General features: G+C 66.7%; 24 protein-coding genes and 1 tRNA gene. 8 read left to right on the plus strand and 17 right to left on the minus strand.

The window, feature by feature from the left end; all coding sequences use genetic code 11:
• Positions 1-55 precede the first annotated feature (55 nt).
• Positions 56-334: a putative quinol monooxygenase gene (locus AC1DHX_RS08270; protein WP_223913755.1), complete on the plus strand. Its 279-nt coding sequence runs from the start codon at positions 56-58 to the stop codon at positions 332-334.
• Positions 335-442: 108 nt separating this feature from the next.
• Here the strand turns inward: AC1DHX_RS08270 and trxA are convergent, their stop codons facing one another.
• The 3 genes from trxA to AC1DHX_RS08285 form a co-directional block, all read right to left on the minus strand.
• On the minus strand, positions 443-856 hold the full coding sequence (gene trxA / locus AC1DHX_RS08275; RefSeq protein WP_018773584.1) for a thioredoxin: 414 nt from the start codon (positions 854-856) through the stop codon (positions 443-445).
• Positions 857-934: 78 nt separating this feature from the next.
• Entirely contained in the window at positions 935-1480 is a 546-nt protein-coding gene (locus tag AC1DHX_RS08280; RefSeq protein ID WP_028276979.1) for an acyl-CoA thioesterase, read from the minus strand.
• Between the two features lie 53 nt (positions 1481-1533).
• Positions 1534-2262 carry a Type 1 glutamine amidotransferase-like domain-containing protein gene (locus AC1DHX_RS08285; protein ID WP_476859367.1) on the minus strand — a complete coding sequence of 243 codons (729 nt, stop codon included), beginning with the start codon at positions 2260-2262 and terminating at the stop codon, positions 1534-1536.
• 182 nt (positions 2263-2444) lie between these two features.
• On the opposite strand from AC1DHX_RS08285, the gene AC1DHX_RS08290 reads away from it, so the two are divergent.
• Positions 2445-2879 (plus strand): DUF7144 family membrane protein, encoded by a 435-nt coding sequence (locus tag AC1DHX_RS08290; protein ID WP_043436157.1) that lies wholly within the window; start codon positions 2445-2447, stop codon positions 2877-2879.
• A gap of 13 nt (positions 2880-2892) precedes the next feature.
• On the opposite strand, the gene AC1DHX_RS08295 is transcribed toward AC1DHX_RS08290, so the two are convergent.
• The 5 genes from AC1DHX_RS08295 to AC1DHX_RS08315 form a co-directional block, all read right to left on the minus strand.
• On the minus strand, positions 2893-3324 hold the full coding sequence (locus AC1DHX_RS08295; RefSeq protein ID WP_476859366.1) for a VOC family protein: 432 nt from the start codon (positions 3322-3324) through the stop codon (positions 2893-2895).
• A 32-nt stretch (positions 3325-3356) separates the two neighbouring features.
• The gene (locus AC1DHX_RS08300; protein ID WP_476859365.1) at positions 3357-3899 is read right to left on the minus strand and encodes a GNAT family N-acetyltransferase; all 543 of its coding nucleotides are present in this window, start codon (positions 3897-3899) and stop codon (positions 3357-3359) included.
• A gap of 84 nt (positions 3900-3983) precedes the next feature.
• Positions 3984-4715 (minus strand): MgtC/SapB family protein, encoded by a 732-nt coding sequence (locus tag AC1DHX_RS08305; RefSeq protein ID WP_028276975.1) that lies wholly within the window; start codon positions 4713-4715, stop codon positions 3984-3986.
• A gap of 117 nt (positions 4716-4832) precedes the next feature.
• Entirely contained in the window at positions 4833-6425 is a 1593-nt protein-coding gene (locus AC1DHX_RS08310; RefSeq protein WP_476859364.1) for an ABC transporter permease, read from the minus strand.
• A complete protein-coding gene (locus tag AC1DHX_RS08315; RefSeq protein ID WP_476859363.1) occupies positions 6418-7350 on the minus strand; it encodes an ABC transporter ATP-binding protein in 933 nt (310 codons plus the stop codon). Before AC1DHX_RS08315 ends, AC1DHX_RS08310 begins: the two co-directional genes overlap by 8 nt.
• 116 nt (positions 7351-7466) lie before the next feature.
• Between AC1DHX_RS08315 and AC1DHX_RS08320 the strand changes: the two genes are divergently transcribed.
• Positions 7467-7943: a DUF1810 domain-containing protein gene (locus AC1DHX_RS08320; protein ID WP_476859362.1), complete on the plus strand. Its 477-nt coding sequence runs from the start codon at positions 7467-7469 to the stop codon at positions 7941-7943.
• Here the strand turns inward: AC1DHX_RS08320 and AC1DHX_RS08325 are convergent.
• The 4 genes from AC1DHX_RS08325 to AC1DHX_RS08340 form a co-directional block, all read right to left on the minus strand.
• A complete protein-coding gene (locus tag AC1DHX_RS08325) occupies positions 7940-9088 on the minus strand; it encodes an EAL domain-containing protein (RefSeq protein ID WP_476859361.1) in 1149 nt (382 codons plus the stop codon). The genes AC1DHX_RS08320 and AC1DHX_RS08325 overlap by 4 nt on opposite strands.
• Positions 9085-9261 (minus strand): DUF1059 domain-containing protein, encoded by a 177-nt coding sequence (locus AC1DHX_RS08330; protein ID WP_162159079.1) that lies wholly within the window; start codon positions 9259-9261, stop codon positions 9085-9087. Before AC1DHX_RS08330 ends, AC1DHX_RS08325 begins: the two co-directional genes overlap by 4 nt.
• A gap of 133 nt (positions 9262-9394) precedes the next feature.
• Complete coding sequence (locus tag AC1DHX_RS08335) at positions 9395-9772, minus strand: META domain-containing protein (protein ID WP_230009962.1); 378 nt, start codon at positions 9770-9772, stop codon at positions 9395-9397.
• Between the two features lie 70 nt (positions 9773-9842).
• Positions 9843-10436: a DinB family protein gene (locus tag AC1DHX_RS08340; protein ID WP_476859360.1), complete on the minus strand. Its 594-nt coding sequence runs from the start codon at positions 10434-10436 to the stop codon at positions 9843-9845.
• 319 nt (positions 10437-10755) lie between these two features.
• Between AC1DHX_RS08340 and AC1DHX_RS08345 the strand changes: the two genes are divergently transcribed.
• Complete coding sequence (locus tag AC1DHX_RS08345) at positions 10756-11133, plus strand: LysM peptidoglycan-binding domain-containing protein (protein ID WP_476859359.1); 378 nt, start codon at positions 10756-10758, stop codon at positions 11131-11133.
• A 129-nt stretch (positions 11134-11262) separates the two neighbouring features.
• Here AC1DHX_RS08345 and AC1DHX_RS08350 read toward each other — a convergent pair.
• Together AC1DHX_RS08350 and AC1DHX_RS08355 are read right to left on the minus strand one after the other, a co-directional pair.
• Positions 11263-11344, minus strand: a tRNA-Tyr gene (locus AC1DHX_RS08350).
• Between the two features lie 172 nt (positions 11345-11516).
• Positions 11517-11771 carry a hypothetical protein gene (locus AC1DHX_RS08355; protein ID WP_028276970.1) on the minus strand — a complete coding sequence of 85 codons (255 nt, stop codon included), beginning with the start codon at positions 11769-11771 and terminating at the stop codon, positions 11517-11519.
• Between the two features lie 196 nt (positions 11772-11967).
• Here AC1DHX_RS08355 and AC1DHX_RS08360 point away from each other — a divergent pair, with 196 nt between their 5' ends.
• Positions 11968-12459 (plus strand): YajQ family cyclic di-GMP-binding protein, encoded by a 492-nt coding sequence (locus AC1DHX_RS08360; RefSeq protein WP_018773569.1) that lies wholly within the window; start codon positions 11968-11970, stop codon positions 12457-12459.
• Positions 12460-12571: 112 nt separating this feature from the next.
• Here the strand turns inward: AC1DHX_RS08360 and htpX are convergent, their stop codons facing one another.
• Positions 12572-13438, minus strand: coding sequence for a zinc metalloprotease HtpX (htpX, locus tag AC1DHX_RS08365; RefSeq protein WP_476859358.1), 867 nt, complete (start codon positions 13436-13438; stop codon positions 12572-12574).
• Positions 13439-13508: 70 nt separating this feature from the next.
• Positions 13509-14780, minus strand: a complete 1272-nt coding sequence (locus AC1DHX_RS08370; protein WP_476859357.1) for an MFS transporter — start codon at positions 14778-14780, stop codon at positions 13509-13511.
• Between the two features lie 102 nt (positions 14781-14882).
• Between AC1DHX_RS08370 and AC1DHX_RS08375 the strand changes: the two genes are divergently transcribed.
• The 3 genes from AC1DHX_RS08375 (at position 14883) to AC1DHX_RS08385 (ending at position 17712) form a co-directional block, all read left to right on the plus strand.
• Entirely contained in the window at positions 14883-15350 is a 468-nt protein-coding gene (locus AC1DHX_RS08375; protein WP_476859356.1) for a Fur family transcriptional regulator, read from the plus strand.
• 22 nt (positions 15351-15372) lie between these two features.
• On the plus strand, positions 15373-16872 hold the full coding sequence (locus AC1DHX_RS08380; protein ID WP_223913739.1) for a catalase: 1500 nt from the start codon (positions 15373-15375) through the stop codon (positions 16870-16872).
• Positions 16873-17061: 189 nt separating this feature from the next.
• Entirely contained in the window at positions 17062-17712 is a 651-nt protein-coding gene (locus AC1DHX_RS08385; protein ID WP_476859355.1) for a DUF2461 domain-containing protein, read from the plus strand.
• A gap of 8 nt (positions 17713-17720) precedes the next feature.
• On the opposite strand, the gene AC1DHX_RS08390 is transcribed toward AC1DHX_RS08385, so the two are convergent.
• A complete protein-coding gene (locus AC1DHX_RS08390; RefSeq protein WP_028276965.1) occupies positions 17721-18326 on the minus strand; it encodes a TetR/AcrR family transcriptional regulator in 606 nt (201 codons plus the stop codon).
• Between the last annotated feature and the right edge of the window lie 78 nt (positions 18327-18404).

Below are 18404 nucleotides of genomic sequence, written 5' to 3' on the forward strand. Positions count from 1 at the left end.
TGAAATCTTGGGTCATGGTCCGGCGCCTGCCCGGCAGCCCGGTAGGGTGATTGCCATGAGTGCACCCGTTGACCTTCAGGCCATTTTCATCCCCAACGACGGCGAATTCTTCCGCGTGAAGCTCGCCCTGGACATCGCGATCGACGAGGTGGTCAACGAGCCCGGCTGCATCCGCTACGAGCTCACCGAGGCCAGCGAGGACAAGCTCGTCCTGACCGAACGGTGGGCCAGCCAGGCGGACTTGGACAAGCACTCCAAGGGCACGGCCGTCCAGGACCTGAACGAATCCCTCAGCGCGCTGCTGGCCGAGCCGGTCAAGCTCGAAACGCTCTAACCCACCCTTCCAACCACAACGCGGGGTCACTCCGCGCCCATCCCAGAGGGATTTATGGGCGCGGAGTGACCCCGCGTTGCGTTAAGCCTGGGATTAAGCCGTGGCGGTTCAGGCCTCCGGGATCTGGGTGCCGTCCTGCTTGGCCGCAGCTGCGGCGGCCTCGGCCTGGGACCGGGCCACGTGGGCGTGGACTTCTTCCATGTCCAGGGCCTTGACGGCGTCGACCACCTGTTCGAGCTGCTGCGCGTTCAGGGCGCCAGGCTGCGAGAACACCAGGACCTTTTCGCGGAAGGCCATCAGCGTGGGAATCGACGTGATGCCGGCCTCGGCGGCGAGCTGCTGCTCGGCTTCGGTGTCGACCTTGGAGAAGACGACGTCCGGGTGCTTCTCGGAGATCGCCGAGTACGTGGGGCCGAACTGCTTGCACGGGCCGCACCATTCGGCCCAGAAATCCACGAGGACAATGTCGTTATCCTCGACTGTCGATGCGAACTGTTCACCTGTGATGTCTACGGTAGCCATGAGTCAACGGTACGGGAGCGGGCACGGATTGTCCCCGGCATTTCGCTGTTGGCACATCCGGGCGGGGCTGTAGGCAGGTCACGCCCAGGCGTGCGGGGCCGGACGCCTGGCGCCGGGCAGGGCGTTGGTTTCGCGCCATTCGTGGATCCACCCGGGCAGCTCCAGGTCCGCCGGCGGGGCGCCGAACTCGCGGATGATTTCCTCCTGGCTGACGGGCTTGCCCTTGCTCAGAAGCCGGGTCGCGATATAGGCGCGCGCGTACACTTCGCCGTCCACCACCATCCGCTGTTCGAAGTAGATGGCCTTCGAGTCCAGGCCGATGATCCTGGACTCGATCGTGTACTGCTGCCAGAGCTGCAGCGAACGGCGGAACGCGATGGTCTCCCCCGCCGCGACCGGCGTCCAGCCCCGGCGGCGCATCTTCTTCCAGGTGCCGCTGCGGGCCATGAGGTCGAAGCGTCCGAGGTCCATGAGCGAGAAGTACATGCCGTTATTGACGTGCAGGGCGATGTCGATGTCCGTGGGCAGGACCCGCAGCGGCAGCGAGGAGTTGTCCCAGATGCTCAACGGTGAGCGGCGTGAGGACGTGAACAGCAGCAGGAGAGTCCGGAACAGGAGATGCATGAGTCATATGTTACCCGCGGGTAACAAGTGTGCCAAGGGGTGGGTGCCGGAACCTAGCTGTGCGCCGACAGAACCGAGACGGTGGCTTTGGTGCCAACGCCGCGAATCGTCCAGCAGTTCCCGGTGCCGATCACGTCCAGATCCTCCAGGTCCGCGTGGTGCAGGACCAGGGCAGTGTCCTCGTCCACGGCGACCGCGCGGTCCACGAGACCTTTTGCCACCGCCCCAACGGCCCGGCCGAGGGTTCCCGCCTGCGCGGCGTGCACGTCGACGGCGAAAGGCACCAGGCCCAGCCCGTCGCGGATCTCCACTTCTTCCAGACCCTCCGACCAATCCGCCGGGCAGACCTCGGTGCCGCGGATCCGGTAGCCGCCCACGATCGCCCGCACCGGAGCCACCATCGCGCCGGCTGAGAATCCCATATACGGCACACCGTCGGAGACCAGACTGCGGATGGGCTGCGCGGACGGCAGCAAGCCTTCCAGATAGCCCGGCGTCGGCCCGCCCCCGACGACGATGCCGTCGACGTCGTCGAACGCGGCAGGGTCCGCGCCCCGGTTGAAGCCGAGGAGGACCGGGACGACCTCGCAGGCTGTCCGGGACTCCAACGGCACCACATAGGCAGGCAGGAAATATTCCGAGCTGCCCTCATGGTCAAAGAGAACCACAGCGACGCGCGGAACCCTGCCGGTGGCCCGGTGCCGGAGTTCCTTGACGAAGCGGTCGAAGACGGCAGCTGTGGTTACGGTGTCGGGGCCGCCGCCAACAAGCAGGATGGTCATGGTTCAACGTACCGGGATCCACGGCAATCGCAATGAGCCCGGCGCGGGCGGCTCCGAGGACCTATAGCGATTGACCGGTCCGGACTGCGAGGAACATAATCGGAATCGGTACTAGCTTCACCCCACGACTGCGCCGACCATGAGGCCGACGGCAGAGCATTCAACGGAAAGCGGTCGACACTATGAGTACTGCCCATCACCCTGTCACTGCGACCGGCTGGACCGGTTGGGTCCGTTTCGCCGGAGTCATTCTGATCATCAACGGCGTTTTCAGCGGCCTTCAAGGCCTCGTCGCGCTCACCGGACCCGACACCTACTATTTGTCGACCCCGGGAACCCTGTTCCTCTTCGATGCGAAGGGGTGGGGCTGGTGGAATGTCGCCCTCGGGGTGCTCTTGATCCTCACCGCCGTCGCGCTCTTCGCCGGCGCAACGTGGGCTCGAGTCGTTGGCGTCGTCGTTGCCGGCTTCAGTGCGGTCGTTCAACTGATGCTCATTCCGCAGCAGCCGTGGTGGTCCGTCATCGTCATCGCCATGGACGTGCTGATCATCTACGCGATCATCGCCCACGGCGAGGAACTGAAGGCCGAGCAGGCACCTCCGACAACCAACCCGTAGGGCACCGACGCCATCAGCCTGTAGCAATCAGCTCCACTTCGTAGCCGTCCGCGTTCACGAGGTAGGCGGCGAAGTGGGCGGGGCCGCCTGCGTGCGGATACTTGTCCGGAAACAGCTCGGCCCAGCCGTGGCTGACGCTCTCGCCCGCCATGGCGTCCACGTCAGCCCGGGTCCCCGCGATGAACGCCAGGTGGTTCAGGCCCGGGGCTTTGCGGTCGTGCGCGGTTCCGGTCAGCGCCGGGGACTGCTCGACGACGATGTACGTCGGCCCGCGGCGCCAGCTGCACCCGTGGGCCCAGTCCTGGTAGGCCTCGTAGCCCAGCCTGCCCAGCAGCCAGCCCCACTGGTCCCTGGCCCGCTGCAGGTCCGGCACCCAGAGTTCTACATGGTGCAGGGCACCAAAGTCCCCCGGTGCAATGGGAACCGGTGCAGTGGGAACTGGCACAACGGGACCTGGTGCAACCGGAACATCAGCCATCAGAACAGTATCCGCTGGAAGAGGATGTGGTCCTGCCAGGATCCGGCAATCCGAAGGTACTGGGCTGCCAAACCGATCTCCTCAAAGCCAGCCCGCTTCAGGATCCGCTGAGACGCGGCGTTGTGCGGGAGGGTTGAGGCCTGCAGCCGGTGCAGTCCCAGTTCGTTGCGCGCGGTCTGGAGGGCGAACTCCACCGCGGCCGAGCCAATTCCCCGCCCTGTCAGGTCCTTGTCCACCCAGTAGCCGAGGTGGGCGCTGAGGAATGGCCCCCGGACAATCCCGCTGAGGTTGATCACACCGATGATGCGGGAGCCTTCCACGAGGACCCAGGGCACGTCTGTTCCCGCGATGAACAATCCGAGCTTGGATTCAATGCTGGCGGCTTGTCCCTCGGCGGTAAAGAATTCCTCAAACCGCACCGGTTCCCAGGGCGCCAGGTGCTCCCGGTTCCGCCGGTAGGCGTCGGCCAGGGGCCCCGCGTCGGACCTGCGCAGTACCCGCACGCACACGGTATCCGTCAAAGCGACGCTGTTCTCGGTCATCCGCAGACTCTAACGGTCATCCCGAACGGCTTCAATCAGCGTGCGCCAGTCACGGGAGTCCCGGTGGTGTGCTTGATGGGGTTCTCAGGCGCTGGGATCGTCGTCGTCCTCGTTCGGATCGGTGCCGCGAACGGTCACACTCTGCACGCCGGGCACATCAAGGAGGTAGGGGACGAGTTCCCGCAGCGGAAGATGACCATGGAAGCGGATGTCCATGAGGACGATCGGCTTTTGTTCATCGCCCGCCTTATTGATGCTCAGGATCGACGAGCTGAACCCCATATTCGTGGCGATCTCCAACACTTGCCGCAGCACGCCCCGGTTGTCGTCATAGCCCAGGTGCAGAACCCGGTGGGCGTCGGGGGTCGGGATCTTCCTGATCACGGGAGAAACGACGTACAACGTGATGAGGTGGAAAGCGGTCAGCGAAACAGCCAGGGACAGCATTCCGGCCCCGCACGCCATGCCGACGGCGGCAGAAACCCAAATGCTGGCGGCCGTCGTCAGGCCGCGGACTACGTTCCGTCCCTTGAAAATCACCCCGGCACCGAGGAAGCCGATGCCGCTGACGATTTGGGCTGCAATACGGGACGGGTCCATGGTGGCCCCGGGCGCCAGCGCGGCGGCGAAGCCGTAGGCGGAGATCAGGGTGAACGTGCACGATCCGAGGCCGACCAGGACGTGGGTGCGGTAGCCAGCGACCTTTTGCCGGACCTGCCGCTCAGTGCCAATCAGGGAGCAGAGGATAAATGTCGCCAGCAGAAGCCCGATTTCCACCAGCGTGGTCGGGGTATATAGCCCGTATGCGTCCTGCATCCCGCCCTCCGACCCGGCCCGAGAGTGGCGTCCCGTCAGTGCCGGAATGCGCCAAGAACTCCCGAATCTGATATTACCGCTGCCCCCTATTGGCGAGTAGTGGCTGCTCTGGCCCGCTCACGGGGCCAGATCCCGGCGGCGCCAGCCGGCGTACCCCAGTGCGGCGAGCGCCGCGGCAGTCACCGTAAGTCCGAGCAACGGCCCGACGGCGCCGGAATCCAGGGGCAGCAGCGGCGAGTGCCGGAACGGGGAGAGCTCCATCAGCCACTCCGGGGCATTCCACAGCACGCCAAACTCACCAAGCGCGACGAAGAGCAGCAGCAGGGCCCAGACCGTCCCGGTGAGCCGGGGCGCCCAGCCGAACACCGCCAGCACCGCAGCGGTCATGACCCAGGCCGCGGGGATCTGGGCGGCAGCGGCCAGTGTGACGCGGCCGAGTTGGTTGGCATCGGCCAGGACGGTGGCTGCGCCGGCCCCGACCGACACTCCGGCCAGCAGCATGAGCACGGCGACCCCGGCCAGCGCCAGGGCGAAATGGCTGGTCGCCCACCGCGGCCGGGTGGTGGCGGTGCCCAGCAGTGCCTCGACGTGGCCGTCGGTCTCCTCGTCACGGAGCCGGCTGGCCGCGGACAGTCCGTAGGCAGCGGCCAGCAGTCCCATGATGCTGATCTCCGCTGCAATGAAGGCATCCGTCATGGCCTGGGTTCCGCCCAGCATCATGATCAGGTCCTGCGCGTTGGGCGAACTCAACAAGTCCGTGACGTTGCCGGCCAGCGATCCGATCACCACGCCGAACACCACGAAGGCGACCGCCCAGGCCGCCAGCAGCCGGAACTGGAGCCGCACAGCGAGGTCCCCGACCCCGCGGAGCGAGCCGCGAGCCGGGCCGGGGCGCTCCTGGCGCAGGCCGGAGCCGAGGTCCCGACGGGCGCGGAGTGCCAGGGCCACGGGCACGAGTAAGGCGCACAGCACCAGAGGGAGGGCGAGCACCCACCACTGGTCCCCGGCGAAGGCCCGGATCTGCTGGTTCCAGCCGATCGGCGAAAGCCAGGACAGGGCGGAGGGCCCCGGTTCGGCGAGGTCCCCCACCGCACGCAGCGCATAGGTCACGGCAACGACGCCGAGGCTCATTCCCGTGGCCGCCCGCGCGCTGGCCGTCAGCTGGGCGGTGACCCCGGCCACGGCGCTGAATGCCATGCCGGTGGCGGCCCAGCCCAGTCCGAACGCGATCGAGCCGGCCGCCGGAAGTCCGCCGGCGGCCAAAGACACCGCAGTGACCAGCCCCAGGACAATGCTGGCTCCGAAGCTGATGGTGAGGGCGGCCGCGAGCGGCGCGTCGCGGCCCATCCGGCCGCCGCCCAGGAGCTCGAGCCGCCCGGACTCTTCGTCGCTGCGGGTATGGCGGACGGTAATGAACACCATCAGGACGGCGAGGATGGCAGCCATGAACGCCGTGTACTTGATGAGGGACAGGGCACCGAGGGACGTGGGGTCGTAGACCCTGCCGAAGAGGGCCACGAGCGAGGCCGTGGCATTCAGGGCCGTCGCGGCCTCGACCCGGCTCCCCACATCGGGGTAGAGCTCGGCGCCGGCCACCGCGGTTGAATACGTTGTCGCGGCGAATCCGGCGATCCACGCCGGCAACAGCCATCGGTCGCGGCGGAGCCCGAGCCTGATCAGGACTCCGGTCCCCGCCAACGTTTCACGCATCGGTGGTGCGTCCGCTGCTCGACCCGGCCGCGGCCACGGGCACCGCAGCGCCGTAGTGGCGAAGGAAGAGATCCTCCAGGGTGGGCGGCTGGCTGGTCAGCGCGACGAGTCCCGCGTCGGTCAACGCCCGCATGAACGGGGCCAGGCCGGACGGTTCCACTTGGGCGCTGACGCGGTGGTTCGTGACGACGACGTCGTGCACGCCTGGCAGGGCATCCAAGCCCGCCGGTACCACCGCGACATCGGCAGTGACGGAGGTGCGGGTCAGGTGCCTGAGTTCATCAAGCCGCCCCGTCTCCACCACCCGGCCCTCACGGATGATGCTCACGCGGTCCGAAAGTGCCTCGGCCTCGCTGAGGATATGGCTGCTGAGCAGTACCGTGCGGCCCTGGTTACGCAGTTCCCGGATACAGCCGCGGAAGGCCTCCTCCATCAGGGGGTCCAGTCCGCTGGTGGGCTCGTCCAGCAGGAATAGCTCAGCGTCGGTGGCCAGGGCAGCGACCAGGGCCACTTTCTGCCGGTTGCCTTTGGAGTAGGCCCGGGACTTCTTGGTCGGATCGAGGTCGAAGAGCTCCAACAGCTGGGCCCGCCGGGCCAGGTCCTGGCCGCCCTGGAGCCGGCCGAGGAGGTCGATCACTTCTCCGCCGGTCAGGTTGGGCCACAACGCCACATCCCCGGGGACGTAGGCCAGGCGCCGGTGGAGGCTCGCGACGTCGCGCCACGGGTCAAAGCCCAGCACCCGGATGGAGCCAGCATTGGCGCGAAGCATGCCCAGCAGCAGGCGAATCGTGGTCGATTTGCCGGAGCCGTTCGGTCCGAGGAAGCCGTGGACCTCGCCCGCCTCGACTGAAAAGTCCAACCCATTCAAGGCAACCACGGGACCGAACCGCTTCACAACGCCGACCATCTCCAGGACATTCGCCATGGGGGACACGATACGCCCGGGATCGGCAATCCCGCCCCGGCCGAATGACCCCTTCGCCCGCGCGCGGCCTGTCGCCGTGCTGTCACTCCGGCACCGGGGGACGTAGCCTAGCGAGCATGGAAGACCCTTACGATCTTGAACGGTTCGTGGCGGCCCAGGACGCCGGCGGAACCTACGGGCACGCACTGGCGGAGTTGCGGTCAGGCATGAAGAGGAGTCACTGGATGTGGTTCGTTTTCCCCCAGCTCGCGGGCCTGGGCCGCAGCGAAACCGCCCGGAAGTACGCCATCTCATCCCTGGCCGAGGCCCGCGCTTACTGCCGGCACGGCGTCCTTGGCCCGCGGCTGCGGGAGGCTGCCGCCGCAGTGGCCGAACTTCAGGGGCGGTCCGCGGCGCAAATTTTCGGCGGCATCGACACCCGGAAGCTGCACTCATCCATGACGCTGTTCCAGCGGGCCGCGCCCGGCGAAACCGTGTTCCGCGTCGTCCTGGACCGCTATTTCGATGGCCTGTCCGATCCCGCCACGGACCGGCTGCTGGAAGGCCAGTTGCGGGACGGACAACCCGGCGGCCCGGACCCGGCGGACGGTTAGCTGTCCGCGGCCAGCGCCGTGATCATCCGCTCCATGCGGGCGACGCCGGCAAAGCGGCCGGCGTTGTCCGTCACCAGCAGGGGGTCAAACCGGTTGGCCTGAGTCCGCGTCATGGAACGGGCCAGGGCTTCGCTGAGCGGCGTGTCCAGGTTGACCCGCATTCCCGGGCTCACGACGCCGAGGGCCGCCGCGGAGGGGTCGAGCACCGCAACGGGCCGCAGATGATCGCCCATCAGCACCACCGACTGCAAGGCCGGGTTGTCATCAAACGCGGCCGCCGCCGTCGCAGTGGTGGCGGCCGTCGTCGCGGGTTCCACGATGTCCCGGATGATGCTCTGGTGCGTCGCCGGGGGGTTGGACGCCAGACGGTGGGCAACGTCGAGATCGATTTTTTCCCACGCCGGCCCGGGCCGGGCCAGGCAATACCCCTGCACCAGGGGTACGCCGAGGGCGACGAGGGCGTCCAGTTCCTCCACGCGCTCCACTCCCTCGGCCAGGATCCAGGCATCGACGCGGCTGGCAAAGGTTCCGAGCATGGAGATCAGGGCACGCTTGGCTTCGTCACGGTCAACATCCTGGATCAGTTCACGATCCAGCTTGATCAGCGAGGGCCGCAGGGCCAGCAGGTGCCGGAGCCCGGCATAGCCGGCACCGGCGTCGTCGACGGCGATCAGCGCGCCGGCAGCGCGCAGCTGGTTGAGGTCGGGCTCAAGCTCCAGATAGGAGTCGATCGGGGTCTGCTCTGTCAGCTCGACCACCAGTCCGGCGAGGTTTCCCTGGCCGCACCAGATGCCACGGATCTCCTCCGTCAACAGCAGCTCCGGTGAGACGTTGAGGGTCAGGAAGCAGTTCGGCGGCAATGTGGGACGCGCCGCGAGCGCCGCCCGCAAGGCTGCGGCCTCGAGCTCGGCTGCCAGGCCATGCGTGCGCGCGGCGGCAAACCACACCTCAGGATTTTTTTCGGCGAAGCCCGGAAACCGGGCCAGGGCCTCATAGCCCACCACCGTGCCGCGCGCGGTATCAACAATGGGCTGGTAGGCCGCGGAAAGGCCAACACCCCGGCAGGCGGCCGCCAGTTGCTTCTCCCAATCCGGGCCCGGCGCGGCCCCGGCGTCGGGCGGGAGGCCGCCTGCCTCGTGAATCAACTAACGGGAACGATGGCTCTGTGGACCGACTGCACGACGTCGGCCGGCAGCTCCTCCAGCCCATGTGCGGACGCCGCGTGGGCGGCCACATTGACCAGAATTTCATCGTCGGTACTGCACACCCAGCGGGCGTCACAACCGGGAACCACATCACCACAGGCAAACGACTTCACGAATGCTCCTTCTTCTTCAACAGCGGACCGGACTACCCTACGTTGGCTCCGCACCGAAAACTGAGATTTAGCTTGCAGAAAAGCGGGGTGTTTGCCGGAACACGAACGCCAACAGAGTGCGAAGACGGCAATGTCACTGCTTGGCCAGGGTTCCGATCTTGTTACCGCTGTTGTCGTAGACGACAAGCACAGTCCCATCCACTTTGGCGGCGTGCGCCTGCGATAGCCACGTGTCGACGTCGTTGCAGGCCATCATGGTGGATGCGATCGGGCCGAAGTCGAAGGAATCGCCCGAAATCGATCCTTTGCCCGTCAAACGATTGCAGCCGTCCGTTCCTTGGAAGGAGCCGTCGTCGGTGATCGTGAGGTTGGGCTGACCTTTGACGGTCTGTCCCCAACTTCCGGCGAACGACTTCAGTGCCGGGCCGGAGCACCCCGTGATTGCCGCTAGCGCCATGCCGGCAACCAGCATGGCAACAACCAGCAGACCGCTTCGACGCAACCGACTCATGCCGCCATGCTAGTTGAGCTATTTCCCGCACGGAAGGATCATTCCGCCTCTCCGGGTCGCCTTCGGGCTCCTACCGGCCTGCCCCCGCTGCTTCGGCAGCGACGGCGGCAGCCTCGATGCGGGCCCGGTGCACGGCCCATTCCTCGGCGGTGCGCGGCGAAAGGTTCGGATCCCCGGGACGCTGGCCCGCGCTGCCGTCGATGAGTTCGCGCAGGATGTCGGCGTGTCCGAGGTGGTGGGCGGTCTCCACGCACATGTGCACGAGGATCTGCTGCAGGGTCACGTGCTTGCGCTCGTCCGGCCACCAGGGCACCACACCGGGCGCGTTGAGCGGCAGTTCATCGATGGTGGCATCGCTGTGGGCCGCCGAGAGCCGGTGCAGCTCGGTGATCTGCTCGCGCGTCTCGCCGGGGGCTGCCCACATGTCCGCATCCGGCTCCGCGTCGTCGGCAAACCACGGCAGCTTCAGCTCGCTGGGACGGCCGAAGACTTCGCCAAAGTAGCCGAGTTCGACGCTGGCCACGTGCTTGACCAGTCCCAGCAGGTTGGTTCCCGTGGGCGTGAGGGGCCGGCGCACGTCATACTCGCTGAGGCCTTCGAGCTTCCCGAGGAGGTCTTGGCGCCGGGTGCGCAGGTAGGTGTGCAAGATCGCTTTGTCGTCCATGACCCGCACTATACCGAACGCGCGGGCGCTGCCTGGCAGAACAGCCTGGCAGAACAACAATTTTCATAAAACGTATGGAATAATTGGCGCCAACGGGCCTCGGGGGGAGGCCCCGATCGACAGGACACCCAGGGTGAATCTCGATTCCGGTGCATATCGGGTCCGGCCCGCCGCAGTTCTCCTGGCCGCGGCTCTCGCCATTCTTTTGGCAGCCTGTTCTTCCGGCGCAGTGGCCCCGGACGGAGTGCCGGCGGGCCGGCCTGCGGCGTCCGCCCCCGCAACGTCCCCGGCGTCCGGAGGCCTGCGGGGGACGACCGAAGTGAACGGGTTCCTCCTGCCGATGCGCTACGCGGCCGTCGACGGCGACACCTGGGAGGGCATCGCCGCCCACTTCCGGATGACTCCGGAGATCCTCAGGAGCTTCAATGAAGCGGTGTCCGTTGCCGCAGGAGAGATTATCGACCTCAGGGGCGTGGACGTGCCCCAGCTAGGGGCCGGCGGCAGCGTGACCGGGCAGGACGGGCAGGGACGGCTCCTGTACAGGGTGGGCGCCGGAGACACTCCCTCGGGCATCGCGAGCCGCTACGGCGTCCCGCTCTATGCCTTGCGGATAGCCAACCTGAGCCTCTTGACCGGAGGCGAATGGATTCCGCCCGCCGGCACCACGGTAACCATTCCGAATCCCCCGGCCGACTGAGCCGGGCCTTTGAGGCGGGCCTTTGAGGCAGGCCTTTGAGACAGACCTTGCACTGTGGAGACGGGCCGTTGGGCCGCGGACAAAGAAAAAGCCTCCGGAACCTAATGGTTCCGGAGGCTTCTCCAAGGGTGGCAGATGAGGGATTCGAACCCCCGTAGGCGTTGCCAGCTGATTTACAGTCAGCCCCCTTTGGCCGCTCGGGTAATCTGCCGAACTTCAAAAGAAGATCACTCGCGGTTTCCAGTCCCGGAACGTCTGTTTCCAGTCCGTTCCGCTTCCAGCACCCGCGGGCAAGACAACTTTACAGAACTTCCGCCGAAGAATCGAATCGGCGCCTCAGCAGATCATAAAAGGGCCGAAAAAGGGCCAAAATCCGCGGAATTTCAGGCCTCGCCGAGAATCCGCCCCGCCAGTCTTGCCTCGAATCGTGCGGCCTGCTCGGCGGTGACCTGGTTCAGCTCGACGGCACGGGCCAGGTCCGTGTGGACCCCGTCCATGCGGACTGATGCGTCGGCGGCCGGGCTCAGGATGATGGACGCCGCCAGCGCGGCGGCGGCAACGGAGCTCGCCGTCGCGGCCAGGGTGCTGGCAGCGGCGGCGGTAGTGCGGTTGACGTAGCGGACGGCTTTTTGGTGCATGTTCTTGCCTTTCAGCAGCGGTTCCAACTCTTGCAACTCTGGCCAGCCCGGCTTCGTTCCCGCCGTGATTGAGCTATGAGCGGACTGTGAAACCCGGGCCGCAAGGCCGGCCGCCACATCGGGGGCATCCGTACTAGTCTGGAATGCAGACATCCCGGCCTCACGCAGGCACCCGGCAAACATCAGGAGGAAAGTCATGGCAGGCGAATCCACGTTCGACGTCGTCAGCAAGGTAGACAAGCAGGAAGTCGCCAACGCGCTGAACCAGGCGCAGAAGGAAATTGCCCAGCGCTACGACTTCAAGGGCGTCGGCGCCGAGGTCGATTTCAGCGGCGAGAAGATCCTGATGAAGGCCAACTCCGAGGAGCGGGTGCTCGCGGTGCTCGATGTGCTGCAGTCCAAGCTCATCCGCCGCGGCATTTCGCTGAAGTCCCTCGACACAGGTGAGCCCTACGCCTCCGGCAAGGAATTCCGGCTCGAGGCCTCCATCAAGGAGGGCATCGCCCAGGACCTCGCCAAGAAGATCAACAAGTTGATCCGGGACGAGGCCCCCAAGTCCGTCAAGTCACAGATCCAGGGCGACGAGCTCCGGGTGACCTCGAAGTCCCGCGATGATCTCCAGGAGACCATGAACCTGCTGAAGGGCTTCGACGAGGCCGACCTGCAGTTCGTTAACTTCCGCAGCTAGCGGCCCGTCCGCGGCGCAAATTTGCGCGTCGCGCAAAAGGGCTGGCGACGGTGTCGCCAGCCCTTTTGCGTGTCGCGGAACTACTCGCGCGTGGCCAGACCCGCAGCCTGCTTCAGTTAAGCCTCCCGGCCATCCGCTCCAGCCGGCCGATCCGCTCGGCCATCGGCGGGTGGGTGGAGAACATTTTGGCCACGCCTCCGCCTTTGAACGGGTTGGCGATCATCATGTGCGAGGCGTTGACCAGCCGCTGGTCCTGCGGCAACGGCGCCAGCTGCACGCCCTGCTCGATCTTGCGCAGGGCGGAGGCGAGCGCCAGCGGGTCTCCGGTCAGCGACGAGCCGTCCTCGTCGGCGTCGTACTCCCGTGTACGCGAGATGGCCATCTGGATCAGGGACGCGGCGAACGGGGCCAGCAGGGCCATGGCGATCGCGGCGAACGGGTTCGCATTGCGGCGGTCCCCGCCGCCGAACAGCAGCATCATCTGCGCCACCGAAGTGATGACGCCGGCGACGGCGGCCGCCACCGACGCCGTCAGGATGTCCCGGTTGTAGACGTGCATCAGTTCATGCCCCAGGACGCCGCGCAGTTCGCGGGCGTCCAGCATCCGCATGATGCCCTCGGTGCAGCACACTGCCGCGTTCTGCGGGTTCCGGCCGGTGGCGAAGGCATTTGGCGCCATGGTGGGCGAGACGTAGATGCGCGGCATCGGCTGGTTGGCCCGGCCGGACAGCTCCCGGACGATCTGGTACAGCTGGGGCGCCTCGGCCTCCGTGACGGGATAGGCCTGCATGGCACGGATGGCGAGCTTGTCGCTGTTCCAGTACCCGTAGGCCGTGGTGCCGATCCCGATCAGGGCCATGATCCAGATCGGCGCCGCACTGCGGGTCCCCGCGGCTATGAACGCCCCCAGGCCCAGCAGGACCGCCCACAGCACTCCGAACAGCGCCGCGGTCTTCAGTCCGTTGTGATGCTTGTGCACTGGTCCTCCTGATACGTGTACTGCAAGCTGATGCCCTGTAATTCACTGACCTACCAAGGAAAACGAACCGCTACGGCACCGGGTTCCGCGCGTCGTACCGCAGGAATCCGACCTGCTGGCGGGCCAATATCCAGGCCACAGCAATGCACAGCACGCCGCCGAGAAGCAGGACCCACCCCTCGTTCAAAAGTTTAGTCGCGCCGCCGGCCAGCATGTCCCCGATCCGGGGTCCGCCGGCGACCACCACCACAAAGACGCCCTGCAGACGCCCGCGCAGATGGTCGGGGGTGGAGGCCTGCAGGATGGTGGTCCGGAAGACTGCGCTCACGGAATCCGCGATGCCGGCCAGCGCGCAGCACAGGGCGGCGGGCAGCAGCCACACGCCCACGCCGTCGTCGCCGGAATGACCGGCCAGGACCACCACCAGGCCGAAGGCCGCCACCGAGCCGCCCCAGCCCATCACGGACCACACCACCGCGGCCCCCTGCCGGCGGACGCCGCCCAGCGGCCCCGAGAACAGGCCGGCCAGGAACGCCCCCACGGCCATCGAGGCCAACAGGATCCCCACCGTGGCCTCACCGCCGCCGATCATCAGCGCGCCGATGGCCGGCAGGAGCGCCCGGGGCTGGGCAAAGATCATGGCCACGAGATCGATCACGAACGTCATACGGAGGTTGGGCCGGGTGCCAAGGAAACGGAACCCCTCCACCACGGAACGCAGCCCGGCCGGCCTGGCGTGCTCGCCCGGCGGCATGGAAGGCAGTTTCAGGAGGGCCCAGAACGCAAACGCAAAGCTGACGACGTCGATCGTGTACGTCCAGCCGAACCCGGCCCACGCCACGAGCACGCCGGCCAGCAACGGGCCGGCGGTCATGGTCAGCCCGAAAATCATCATGCTCAGGGCATTTGCGGCCGGCAGCAACTCCTTGCGCACCAGCACCGGGATGATGGCGCTGCGGGCCGGCTGGTTGATGGCCTGGGCGCCGCTCTGCACCGCCACGAGCGCATAGAGCAGCCACACGTTGCCCACTTCCAGCCACGCCTGGATGGCCAGCGCGGCGGTGGTCAGCCAGAGGACGGACGACGCCAGGAGTGCTACGGTGCGGCGGTCATGGGCGTCGGCGATCGAGCCGCCCAGGAGGCCCCCAAAGACCAGCGGCACGAGGGCGAAGAGACTCAGCAGGCCCACGTAGAGGCTGTCCTGGGTCAGCCGGTAGACCTCCAGGCTGACCGCCACCAGGGTCAGTTGGCTGCCCAGGGCGGAGACGGCGGACCCAAGCCACAGACGGCGGAAGGCGGGACTTTCACGCAACGGCGTGATGTCCGCCAACAATTTCTCCACCGGGCAACTCTAGTGGCGAACCGGGAGTGCCCTGTGACACGGCCGGACAATATTAGCCACGCCTTATTGTGAGGCAGTCATAATAAGTGCTTGAATGAGGGTATGACGGATTCCTCGGGCACCCACGACGCATGGGCAGCCGCCCTGCGTGCCCACGGCCGCCGGGTGACCAAACAGCGCCTGGCCGTGCTGGCCGCCGTCGAACATCACCCGCATTCGCCGGCAGAGGCAATCCTTACCGCCGCCCGGCAGGAATTGCCGGACCTGACCGCCCAGTCCGTATACGTGGTCCTCGGGGACCTCACGGATCTGCACATGCTGCGCCGTTTTGAGCCCCCGCACTCCCCCGCGCTGTACGAGACGCGGGTCGGGGACAACCACCACCATGCCGTGTGCATCAGCTGCGGCCGGGTGGAGGACGTCGAATGCGCCGTGGGCCACGCGCCCTGCCTGACCCCGCACTGGAACGCGGACGCCAAGCCGATGACCATCCAGATCGCGGACGTGCTGTACCAGGGCATCTGCCAGGACTGCCAGCGCACCCAACAGCTTCCCTCCGAACGAAACTAAGAAACCCAACCCAAGGAGAACTATGACTGAGATCATCTCTGCGCCCGCCGTGTCCACGACACAGTCCGGGGCTCCCGTCACTTCCGACGCCCACTCCAAGTCCGTCGGCGCCGACGGCGCGATCATCCTGACCGATCACTACCTGATCGAGAAGCTCGCGCAGTTCAACCGCGAGCGCGTCCCGGAGCGCGTCGTGCACGCCAAGGGCGGCGGCGCCTTCGGTACCTTCAAGACCACCGAGGACGTCTCGAAGTTCACCAAGGCCGCACTGTTCCAGCCCGGTGTTGAGACGGACATGCTCATCCGCTTCTCCTCCGTTGCCGGCGAGGCCGGCTCCCCCGACACCTGGCGCGACCCCCGCGGTTTCGCCGTGAAGTTCTACACCACCGAGGGCAACTACGACCTCGTCGGCAACAACACTCCCGTGTTCTTCATCCGCGACGGGATCAAGTTCCCGGACTTCATCCACTCCCAGAAGCGCCTCCCCGGCACTCACCTGCGCGACGCCGACATGCAGTGGGACTTCTGGACCCTCTCCCCCGAGTCCGCCCACCAGGTCACCTGGCTCATGGGTGACCGCGGCCTGCCGGCCTCCTGGCGTGAAATGCAGGGCTACGGCTCGCACACCTACCAGTGGATCAACGCCGAGGGCGAGCGCTTCTGGGTCAAGTACCACTTCAAGTCCAACCAGGGCGTCAAGTCCATGACCGGCGACGAGGCCGAGGCCCTTGCCGGCGCCGACGGCGACTTCTACATCCGCGACCTCCAGGAAAACATTGCCGCCGGCAACTTCCCCTCCTGGGACCTCCACGTCCAGGTCATGCCGTACGAGGACGCCAAGACGTACCGCTTCAACCCCTTCGACCTCACCAAGGTGTGGCCGCACGCGGACTACCCGCTGGTCAAGGTCGGCACCATGGAGCTGAACAAGAACCCGGAGAACTACTTCGCGCAGATCGAGCAGGCCACCTTCGCGCCGTCGAACTTCGTGCCGGGCATCGCCGCCTCCCCGGACAAGATGCTGCAGGCCCGCATCTTCTCCTACGCGGACGCGCACCGCTACCGCGTCGGCACCAACCACGCCCAGCTCCCGGTGAACCTGCCCAAGAGCCAGGTCAACAACTACAGCCAGGACGGCGCCGGGCGTTACCACTTCAACGCCCCGTCCGTTCCGGTGTACGCACCGAACTCCGTGGGCGGCCCGGCTGCCGTTGAGCCCGGCGTTGCGGGCGGCGGCTGGGAGAACGACGGCGAGCTCACGCTCTCCGCGCACTCCCTGCACGCAGAGGACGGCGACTTCGGCCAGGCCGGCACGCTGTACCGCGAGGTGTACAACGACGGCGAGAAGGCCCGACTGCTGGAGACCGTCACCGGCGCCGTCAGCGGCGTCAAGAACGCCAGCATCAAGGAACGTGCCATCGCGTACTGGACCAACGTCGACGCCGAATTCGGCGCCAAGCTGCGCGCCAACCTCGGTGCCGGCCAGGTTGAGTCCGACGCCGAGGCCGCCAACAAGGTCTGATGGTTGCATCGAACGTTGCCTGACGGCCGGCCTTGACGGCCGCCTGGGCGGCCGGTGACCGGCATCCGGTGACCGCTGGAGCCAACAAAACGCCCCGCCACGGACTCCCGTGGCGGGGCGTTTTGCGGTTATCCACATGGGTGCGCGTGCCCCTCGCCACCGTGTGCCGCGGCTCCGTAGGATTTGGGCATGACCGCATTCGCTGGCACTCCATTCGCAGGCATTCCAAGTGACGCCTTCCGGTTCTACGCCGATCTTGAACAGAACAACAACCGGGACTGGTGGCTCGAGCACAAGCCGGTCTACGAGGCCGCGGTGAAGGGGCCGCTGACCCAGCTGCTGGCCGAGCTCGAGCCACGCTTCGGACCGGCCAAGCTCTTTCGCCCCAACCGGGATGTCCGGTTCTCGCCGGACAAATCACCCTATAAGACCGCGCAAGGGGCCTTCGCGGCGGTCGACGAAGGCGTGGGCTTCTATATCCAGCTCAGCGCCGACGGCCTCCTGATCGGCGGCGGCTGCCACACCCACACTCCGGCCCAGCTGGCACGCTTTCGCGGTGCCGTGGACGATCCCGACAGCGGCGATGCCCTGCAGGCGATCGTGCGGAAGGTCGAGACGGCAGGGTTCGCGGTGGAGGGCGAACGGCTAAAGACGGTGCCGCGGGGCTTCGACAAGGACCATCCCCGGGCGGAGCTGCTCAAACACAAATCCCTCACGGCCGGCGTCAACGTGGGCCAGCCCGGCTGGCTTGCCGGTCCCGGGGCGGTGGAGGAAGTGGCACAGCGCTGGGAGCAACTGCGCCCCCTCGTGGAGTGGGAGGGCCGCTACGCTGCTCCCTGAGGTTCTGCTCAGATGTGCTGGCCGTCGGTGGCGAGGCGCCTGTCGAGGTTGTTGAAGAAGACCAGCATCATCAGCTCAAAGGCCTTGGTGGCTTCCTCTGGCTGGTTGTTGACGACGAAATCGAACTGCAGCCCGTAGAACGCGGCCGTGAACAGGCGGGCGTCGGTGTCGGCGAATTCCGGCTGGATGCCCTGGATGACCAGCCAGTCCCGGGCCTTCTCGTGCAACATCCGGAAGTGCTCCTGCGCTGTGCCGCGCGGCACCGCCGCCACAATGTCCTGCGCCGTGGCCTCAAATTCAAGCCGGGCCAGGTGCCGGTTGCGCTGCGCCATGGTCCACTGCCAGGACTCAAGCAGGAAGGCCCGCCACGCGTCCCGGTCGATGTCCCTGACGTCGGTGGCGCGGATGCTGTCCAGCCGGGATTCGATGCCGCGGATGATCTCGTTGATCAGCTGTTCGCGGTGCCCGAAGTGGTAGACCAGGACGTAGCTGCTGACACCCAGCCCGTCGGCCAGGCCGCGAAACGTCAGCTCCGCCAGGGTCTTGTCCATGAGGTAGTCGAGAATTGCCGACAGCAACTCTGATTTGCGTTCCGGTCTTGCTGGGCGGGCCATGTGTCCATCTTAGGGAGCGCCGCCCTGACGGAGCGGCGCCCGAACGCCGAAGTCGCCGGAGCCGTGCGGTTACGCCGG

Source organism: Arthrobacter sp. 05N33_2 (assembly GCF_056397425.1).